The sequence below is a fragment of the Curtobacterium sp. B8 genome (genome assembly GCF_000333315.1).
In the GTDB taxonomy this organism is placed as follows: Bacteria; Actinomycetota; Actinomycetes; order Actinomycetales; family Microbacteriaceae; genus Curtobacterium; species Curtobacterium luteum.
In genome coordinates this window covers 1-7,690 of sequence record NZ_BACW01000586.1, presented here as the reverse complement: position 1 = coordinate 7,690, position 7,690 = coordinate 1, and the positions used below count along the sequence as shown (strand labels likewise).

Below are 7,690 nucleotides of genomic sequence, written 5' to 3'. Positions count from 1 at the left end.
CGCGCAGTCCTCGACGCTGTCCGGCCTCGCCGGGCTGGGGGACCTCATCGCCACCTGCCAGTCGCCGCTCTCGCGGAACACACCCGCCGGCCGGCTGCTCGGGCAGGGCTACCGGTTCGACGAGGTCGTGCGGCAGATGAACCAGACCGCGGAGGGGCTCGCCTCGGTCGCCCCGATCCTCGAGCTGGCGGCAGCGAACGGCGTCGACATGCCCATCGTGAGCCAGGTGGGCGAGGTCCTCGCCGGTAGGCTCGACCCGCGCAACATCGCGCCGCACCTCACCGAGACCGACGAGCCCCAGGGCGAGTGACGGGTCCGCGACCACCCAGGGGGTCCTCCATGGCCAAGACCACCGTCGCCGTGCTCTTCGGCGGCCGTTCGAGCGAGCACGCGATCAGCTGCGTGACCGCCGGGGGGATCATGGACGTCGTCGACCGCGATGCCTACGAGATCGTGCCGATCGGGATCACGAAGGGCGGCGCGTTCACGCTGCAGCCGGACGACCCGGCACGCTGGGCGATCCACGACCAGCACCTGCCGGAGGTGCTCGACAACGGCACGCGCGTGGCGTTCCCGACCTCGCCGGCGACCCGCGACCTCGTCGTGTCGCACGCAGACGGCACCGTGACGACCGTGCCCGACGTCGACGTGGTCTTCCCGATCCTGCACGGCCCCTTCGGTGAGGACGGCACGATCCAGGGCCTCCTCGAGATCGCCGGGCTGCCGTACGTCGGCGACGGGGTGCTCGCGAGCGCCCTGGCGATGGACAAGCACGTCGCCAAGGCCGTGCTCGAGCACGCCGGGCTGCGGGTCGCGCCGTGGACCACGGTGCTCCGACGCCAGTGGGCAGCCGATCCGGTCGACGTCGCCGAGTCGGTCGCCGCACACGGCTGGCCCGTGTTCGTGAAGCCCGCGCGCGCCGGCTCGAGCATGGGCGTCTCGCGGGTCGACGACCCGTCGCAGCTCGGCGCCGCGATGGACCTGGCGTTCGAGCACGACTCGAAGGTCATCGTCGAGCCCCGGGTCGTCGGTCGCGAGGTCGAGGTCGCCGTGCTCGAAGGCCGCGACGGTGTCCCGCGCACGAGCCTCCCGGGCGAGATCGTCGTGGCGGAGGACGGCTTCTACGACTTCGACTCGAAGTACCTCGGCGGCGACGAGGCCCTGCTCTGCCCGGCGCCCCTCACCGACGCGGAGACCGACGAGATCCGGTCGATCGGTGCCCGCGCGTTCGAGGCCGTCGGGGGAGCCGGACTCGCCCGGGTCGACTGCTTCCTGACCGACGACGGCTTCGTGGTGAACGAGGTCAACACGATGCCGGGGTTCACGCCGCTGTCGATGTACCCGCGCTGCTGGGCCGCCACGGGTGTCTCGTACGGCGAGCTCGTCACCGAGCTCATCGAGCTGGGCCGCACCGCCGTCCGCTGAGGCGTCGTGCGCCGCCGCGGTGGCGCGAGCCGAGTCTCGTGCTGGGCGACAGGTCTCGCGCGCATCGGCACGAGATGAGTCGCTGACGCCGAGACTCGTGCGGGCGCGGCCGAGTCTCGTGCGGGCGCGGCCGAGACTCGTGCCCGAGCGGGACCGTCAGCCGTTGACCTCGGAGGGGTCGAGGCACCGGTGCCCGTCCTTCGGCAGCGTCGACACCGCCGTCCCGATGTCCTGCAGTACCTGGTCGGTCGCCCCCGACGACTCGATGACGACCTGCACCGCCGGCGACCGGCCGAACGTCGTGTAGACGACCTGCGCCCCGCGGTCGTCGCGGATCCAGTCCACGGAGCCCTTCGAGAAGCACGGTAGATCGGACACCGTCGGCACGGCGACACCGCAGTGGTAGATCGCGACGGCCGGGTCGCCCCACGCCGCCGTCGACTGCGCGGTCGTGTTCCGCAGCGCATCGCTCTGCCCCACGACGCTCGGCAGCCGCACCTGGGCCGCGGCGCAGGCAGCGGCGTCCGCTGAGGGAGCGGCGGTCATCGAGACGGCGTTCGTGCACCCCGTGAGGCCGGCCGCGAGGGCGATCGCCACGCCGACGATCGCGGCGGTCCGGGTGGTGCGTCGCGCGGTGTCCATCGACGTCCAGGCTACCGTTCTCGTGTGGACGCGAAGGACGACAGCCAGCCCGGCCCGACCCTGGGGGAGGTCGGGGAACTCGAGGTCCTCGACCGCATCGTCCGACGGCTCCCTGCCGGTGACCCCGTGATCGGACCGGGCGACGACTGCGCTGTCCTCGCCGCCCCGGACGGGCGCTACGTCGTGACGACGGACATGATGGTGCACGGCCCGGACTTCCGCTGGGCATGGTCGTCGCCCGAGGACATCGGCTGGAAGGCCGCTGCGACGAACCTCTCCGACGTCGCCGCGATGGGTGCGACGCCGACCGGGCTCGTCATCGCCCTCGCCGCGCCGCAGGACACCCCGGTCAGCGTCTTGGAACGCGTCGCTGACGGTGTCCGGCTCGCGGCGGAGGCCCTCGCACCGGCGTGCGGCGTCGTCGGCGGTGACCTCTCGACCTCCTCGACGTTCACCGTCGCCGTCACCGCGTTCGGCGACCTCGGCGGCCGGGCGCCCGTGCTCCGTTCGGGCGCGGAGCCGGGTGACGTGGTGACGGTCTCCGGTGAGCTCGGCCGAGCTGCCCGCGGCCTGGCACGGCTCTTCCGCGACGGTGTCGACGCAGCCGGGGAACCGTCCCGGGCGGCGACCGTCGCGAGCGGCGCGGACGCGGACCCCGACGTCCTCCGACAGCGGAGGCCCGTCCCGCCGATCGCGGACGGTGTGGCCGCCGCGGGCGCGGGGGCGACAGCGATGCTCGACCTGTCCGACGGCCTCGCGATCGACGGTGGACGACTCGCGCGGGCCAGCCGGGTGACGCTCGACCTCGACCCGACGGTGGTCGAGGAGGGGCCCGCCCTGCACGGCGGCGAGGACCACGGGCTCCTCGCGACGTTCCCGCCGGGGATGCCGCTCCCCGCCGGGTTCCGGCGGATCGGCTCCGTCCGGGAACGCGGTGAGCACGACGTCCTCCGGGGCGGTCGTCCGGTCCCGACGACCGGCTGGGACCCCTACGCCGACTGGGACGGCGCCGCCGGCTGAGGCGGATGCCGCCGGCTCGGGCCGGTGCCGCCGGTTGGGGCCGGTGCTGCCGGCTGGGGCCGGACCCCGCCGCGGACGCGAGCTCCGCGTCTGAGCCGGACCGTGCCTCCAGGCCGGGCCAGCCGGGCCGGATCATCCGGGCCGGACCAGCCGGGCCGGACCAGCCGGGCCGGACCAGCCGGGCCGGACCAGCCAGGCCGGACCAGCCGGGCCGTACCGCCCAGGCTGCACCGTCAGGCGGTCGCGACCACGGCCTCCCACGCGACCGTCTCCCCGTAGCTGCGCTTGCTGAACGGCTCGAGCCCCGCGGGCCACGTCGGCTCCGGCGACCGCTTGCTGCGCTCGACGACGACGACCGCGTCCCGCGTGAGCCGCGGCACCAGCGCCTCGAGCACCTCGCCGAGCTCCTGCTCGCTGACCTCGTACGGCGGGTCGATGAACACGAGGTCGAACGTCCGCACGGTCTGCCGCAGGAACCCCAGGGCGGGCTGGGCGTGCACGTCGATCCGCACGCCGGGCACGCGCTTCTGCACCGTGCGCGCGTTCTCCTTGCACGCTGCCGCCGCGCCCGCGGCCCGGTCGACCAGGACGACCTCGACCGCCCCGCGCGACGCCGCCTCGAGCCCGAGGGCGCCGGTGCCGGCGTAGAGGTCGGCCACCGCGGTGTCGTCGACGAGCCCGCGCGACTCCAGCGACGAGAACAGCGCCTCGCGCACGCGGTCGCTCGTCGGCCGGGTGCCGGACTTCGGCACCCGGAGCGTCGTGGAGCCGGCGGCGCCGGCGATGATGCGGGTCATGCAGCCACCGTAGCGGCCCGGGACGGCCCGCCCGGGTTCTCCACAGGCCGGCCTGGAGGCACGGTGCGAGTCGGTCGTGCCGGGTACCGTTGGCATGTGGTCACCCCTGTTACGAACGCTGCCCCGGCCGCGCCCGGCAGCGGGCACGCGCCCACGGTCGACGGCGCCTCCGGGTCGGCCGTGGTCGGTGGGCTCGACGCCCGCTTGTCCGGCGTGCTGGGCGGCCGGACCGCGAGCGCGATCGAGAAGGCCTTCGGGTACCGCACGGTGGGGGAGTTCCTCGAGCACGCACCCCGGCGCTACGCCGAACGCGGTGCCCTCACGGCGCTCGACTCGCTGGCGATCGGCGAGTCCGTCACGATCGTGGCCGAGGTGGTCGACGTCCGCGAGCGCACGATGCGGGCTCGACGGGGTTCGATCCTCGAAGCGAAGATCGGCGACGGCAAGGGGCTCCTGACCCTGACGTTCTTCAACCAGGGTTGGCGCACGAAGGACCTCGTCCCCGGTGCCCGCGGGGTGTTCGCCGGCAAGGTGGGCGACTACCGCGGCGCTCGGCAGCTGGCACACCCCGACTACGAGCTGTTCGACCGCGACGACCCCCGTTCCCTGGCCGACCCCGGCTCGGACGAGGCGATCCGCTGGTCGCGGCAGCCGATCCCGATCTACCCGGCCACCGCGTCGCTGTCCTCGTGGCAGATCGCGAAGGCCATCGGCGTCGTCCTCGACACCCTGCCCGACCTCGACGACCCGATCCCGGCGTCCGTCCGCTCCCGGCTCGACCTCGTGCCGTACCGGCGCGCGCTCGAACTGCTGCACCGCCCGGAGAAGGTCGCGGACTTCAAGCGTGCGCAGGACGCCCTCCGCTACCGCGAGGCCTTCGTGCTGCAGACCGCCCTCGTGCAGCGTCGGATCGCCGCCCGCGCGGTCGCCTCGACCCCGCGCTCGGCCTCGCCCGGGGGCATCCTCGAACGGTTCGACGCCTCGCTGCCGTTCACCCTCACCGACGACCAACGCTCGGTCGGTGCCGAGATCGCGACGGACCTCGCCGGAACCTGGCCGATGCACCGGCTCGTGCAGGGCGAGGTCGGTTCCGGCAAGACCCTCGTGGCGATCCGCGCGATGCTCACCGTGGCGGAGTCCGGCGGGCAGTCGGCGCTCATCGCCCCGACCGAGGTCCTGGCCGCCCAGCACCTGCGGTCGATCGTGAAGTTCCTCGGCCCGGACCTCGCGGCGGAGCTCCGTCCGGTGATCCTCACCGGGTCCCAGTCCACCGACGAGCGTCGCCGAGCCTTGCTCGCGGCCGCGTCCGGGAGCTCGAGGTTGGTGGTCGGCACGCACGCGCTCCTCGGCGACCGCGTCGACTTCGCCGAGCTCGGGCTCGTGGTCGTCGACGAGCAGCACCGGTTCGGCGTCGAGCAGCGCGAGGCCCTCCGGACGAAGGGCCAGACCCCGCCGCACGTGCTCGTCCTCACCGCGACGCCGATCCCGCGCACGGTCGCGATGACCGTCTTCGGCGACCTCGACGTCTCCACCATCGCCGGGGTCCCGTCGGGTCGTGCCGGTGTCGAGACCTTCACGGTCGGCCTGGCGGAGCACCCGGGGTGGGAGTCCCGGATCTGGTCGCGCATGGCCGAGGAACTCGCCGCCGGTCGACAGGCGTTCGTGGTGTGCCCCGCCATCGACGACGTGCACGCCGAGGACGACGGCGAACCTGCGCCGGAGGCACCCGCCGACGACGGCACCCCGGAACGAACGCCGGCCACGGTGATCGCGACCGCCGAGCGGATGCGCCGGATGCCGGTGCTCGAGGGCAGACGGATCGAGGTCCTACACGGACGGATGACCGCGGACGAGAAGGACCGCGTGATGACGACCTTCGCGGCCGGCGGGATCGACGTCCTCGTCGCGACGACGGTGATCGAGGTGGGTGTCGACGTGCCGAACGCCTCGATGATGGCCGTGCTCGACGCCGACCGGTTCGGGGTGTCGCAGCTCCACCAGCTGCGCGGCCGCATCGGCCGCGGGCAGTTCGCCGGCGTGTGCCTGCTCGTGACCACGGCGGAGCTCGAGTCCCCGTCGCGGGAGCGCATCGACGCCGTCGCCGCGTCCGACGACGGCTTCGAGCTCGCCCGGGTCGACCTCGAGCTCCGGCGCGAGGGCGACGTGCTGGGGGAGCGACAGTCCGGTGGTCGTTCGTCCCTGAACCTGCTGCGCGTCGTCGAGCACGCCGACCTCATCGTCGACGCGCGCGAGGAAGCCGAGCGCGTGCTCGGGCCCGACCCCGACTTCGAGGGGCACCCGGCGCTCCGCGAAGCGCTCGCCCGCCGACTCGACGAGTCCGACGCGCCTTTCTTCGCAAGAACTGACCTCGGCTAGGGTCGCTGCATGGCGCAGATCGCGGTCGTCCCCGGTTCCTTCGACCCCGTGACCCTCGGGCACCTCGACGTCATCGGGCGTGCGGCCGGGCTCTTCGACGAGGTCCACGTGCTCGTCGTCCACAACCCGGACAAGAAGCCCGCGATGTTCGAGGCCGCCGAGCGGGTCCGACTGATCGAGGAGTCGCTGGTCGAGACGGGCGTCCGCGACAACGTGCGGGTCGGGGAGTGGACCGCCGGGCTCCTCGTCGACTACTGCCGTCAGGTCGGTGCGACGGTCCTCGTGAAGGGGGTCCGCTCGGGCGAGGACGTCGCGTACGAGACCCCGATGGCGATCATGAACCGGCACCTCGCGGACGTCGAGACGGTGTTCCTGCTGCCCGAGGCCTCGCGTGCGCACGTGTCGAGCTCGCTCATCCGTCAAGTGGCGACGCTCGGCGGGGACGTGACGCCGTACGTGCCCGGGGTCGTGGCGCGTGCGCTGGCGGAGCACACCGGCCGCTGAGCGGGGCACACCGGCCGCTGAGCGGGGCACACCGCCCGTTGCGTCGGGGCAGGCGCGGCGCACCGCGCACACCGGCAGCACGGCGCGCCCCCGCGTCCGCGCGACGGACACGCGGGGGCGCCGCCTCGACGTGCCGCCCGGTTCGCGCTAGGATCGTCGATCGTGTCTTCCCCCGTGAACAGCCCCTACGCCCTGCGCGTGCGCGACCTCGCGCACCGTCCGGGCGAGATGCGCGAGCACTCGCTCGACGTCGAGGTGCCGGACGCGATGGGTGCCGGGGTCATCGCCGTCCGACAGGGCGCGCCGATGCACCTCGACGTCCGACTCGAGGGGCTGCACGAGGGCGTCCTCGTCTCCGGACACGCGTCGGCCGAGGCGTTCGGGGAGTGCTCCCGGTGCCTGATCGAGATCAGCGAACCCGTCGAGGTCGATTTCGCGGAGCTCTTCGCGTACGATGTCTCGGAGGATTTCGACTTCTTCGTTCGCGATGACCACGTGGATTGCGAACCGGTCGTTCGAGATGCGGTGGTGCTGTCGCTGCCGTTCCAGCCGGTCTGCCGACCGGACTGCCCAGGCCTCGACCCGGAGACGGGTGAACGCCTGGCCGACCTCGAGGACCACACTCCTCGCGAGGTCCTGGACCCGCGCTGGGCCGTCCTCGGCGGTTTCCGTGCGAGCGACGACAGCAGTACCCCTGACCAGAGCCCCGAGGGCGACGGCCGCACGTCGGCCTGAACCGCCCTCGCCACTGACCAACCGACCAACCGAAAGAGAACCACCATGGCCGTTCCCAAGCGCAAGCAGTCCCGTGCCAACACGCACGCCGGCCGCGCCGGCGAACCCGGCGAGCTGCTGGCGGCGGCTGAGGACGAGCACGAACGCGGCGAGGAGCCACGGCGTCGCGACGTGTCGATGTAGACGGTGCG

General features: G+C 73.4%; 9 protein-coding genes. 7 read left to right on the top strand and 2 right to left on the bottom strand.

Annotated elements, in window-relative coordinates; genetic code table 11:
* On the top strand, positions 1-310 hold a 310-nt coding region (locus I59_RS15905; protein ID WP_031274121.1), incomplete at its 5' end, for an NAD(P)H-dependent glycerol-3-phosphate dehydrogenase.
* 29 nt (positions 311-339) lie between these two features.
* Positions 340-1,425 carry a D-alanine--D-alanine ligase family protein gene (locus tag I59_RS15900; protein ID WP_022904718.1) on the top strand — a complete coding sequence of 362 codons (1,086 nt, stop codon included), beginning with the start codon at positions 340-342 and terminating at the stop codon, positions 1,423-1,425.
* A 156-nt stretch (positions 1,426-1,581) separates the two neighbouring features.
* On the opposite strand, the gene I59_RS15895 is transcribed toward I59_RS15900, so the two are convergent.
* On the bottom strand, positions 1,582-2,067 hold the full coding sequence (locus tag I59_RS15895) for a DUF3515 family protein (RefSeq protein WP_022904717.1): 486 nt from the start codon (positions 2,065-2,067) through the stop codon (positions 1,582-1,584).
* Positions 2,068-2,091: 24 nt separating this feature from the next.
* Here I59_RS15895 and thiL point away from each other — a divergent pair, with 24 nt between their 5' ends.
* The gene (thiL, locus tag I59_RS15890; RefSeq protein ID WP_022904716.1) at positions 2,092-3,087 is read left to right on the top strand and encodes a thiamine-phosphate kinase; all 996 of its coding nucleotides are present in this window, start codon (positions 2,092-2,094) and stop codon (positions 3,085-3,087) included.
* Positions 3,088-3,320: 233 nt separating this feature from the next.
* On the opposite strand, the gene rsmD is transcribed toward thiL, so the two are convergent.
* Positions 3,321-3,884 carry a 16S rRNA (guanine(966)-N(2))-methyltransferase RsmD gene (rsmD, locus tag I59_RS15885; RefSeq protein ID WP_022904715.1) on the bottom strand — a complete coding sequence of 188 codons (564 nt, stop codon included), beginning with the start codon at positions 3,882-3,884 and terminating at the stop codon, positions 3,321-3,323.
* Between the two features lie 180 nt (positions 3,885-4,064).
* Between rsmD and I59_RS15880 the strand changes: the two genes are divergently transcribed.
* From I59_RS15880 to I59_RS22980, 4 genes are all read left to right on the top strand, one after another.
* A complete protein-coding gene (locus I59_RS15880) occupies positions 4,065-6,260 on the top strand; it encodes an ATP-dependent DNA helicase RecG (RefSeq protein ID WP_031274118.1) in 2,196 nt (731 codons plus the stop codon).
* Positions 6,261-6,269: 9 nt separating this feature from the next.
* Positions 6,270-6,764 (top strand): pantetheine-phosphate adenylyltransferase, encoded by a 495-nt coding sequence (coaD, locus tag I59_RS15875; protein ID WP_022904713.1) that lies wholly within the window; start codon positions 6,270-6,272, stop codon positions 6,762-6,764.
* A gap of 162 nt (positions 6,765-6,926) precedes the next feature.
* Positions 6,927-7,499 carry a DUF177 domain-containing protein gene (locus I59_RS15870; RefSeq protein ID WP_022904712.1) on the top strand — a complete coding sequence of 191 codons (573 nt, stop codon included), beginning with the start codon at positions 6,927-6,929 and terminating at the stop codon, positions 7,497-7,499.
* Between the two features lie 45 nt (positions 7,500-7,544).
* Positions 7,545-7,682: a hypothetical protein gene (locus tag I59_RS22980; RefSeq protein WP_022904711.1), complete on the top strand. Its 138-nt coding sequence runs from the start codon at positions 7,545-7,547 to the stop codon at positions 7,680-7,682.
* The last annotated feature ends 8 nt before the right edge of the window (positions 7,683-7,690 follow it).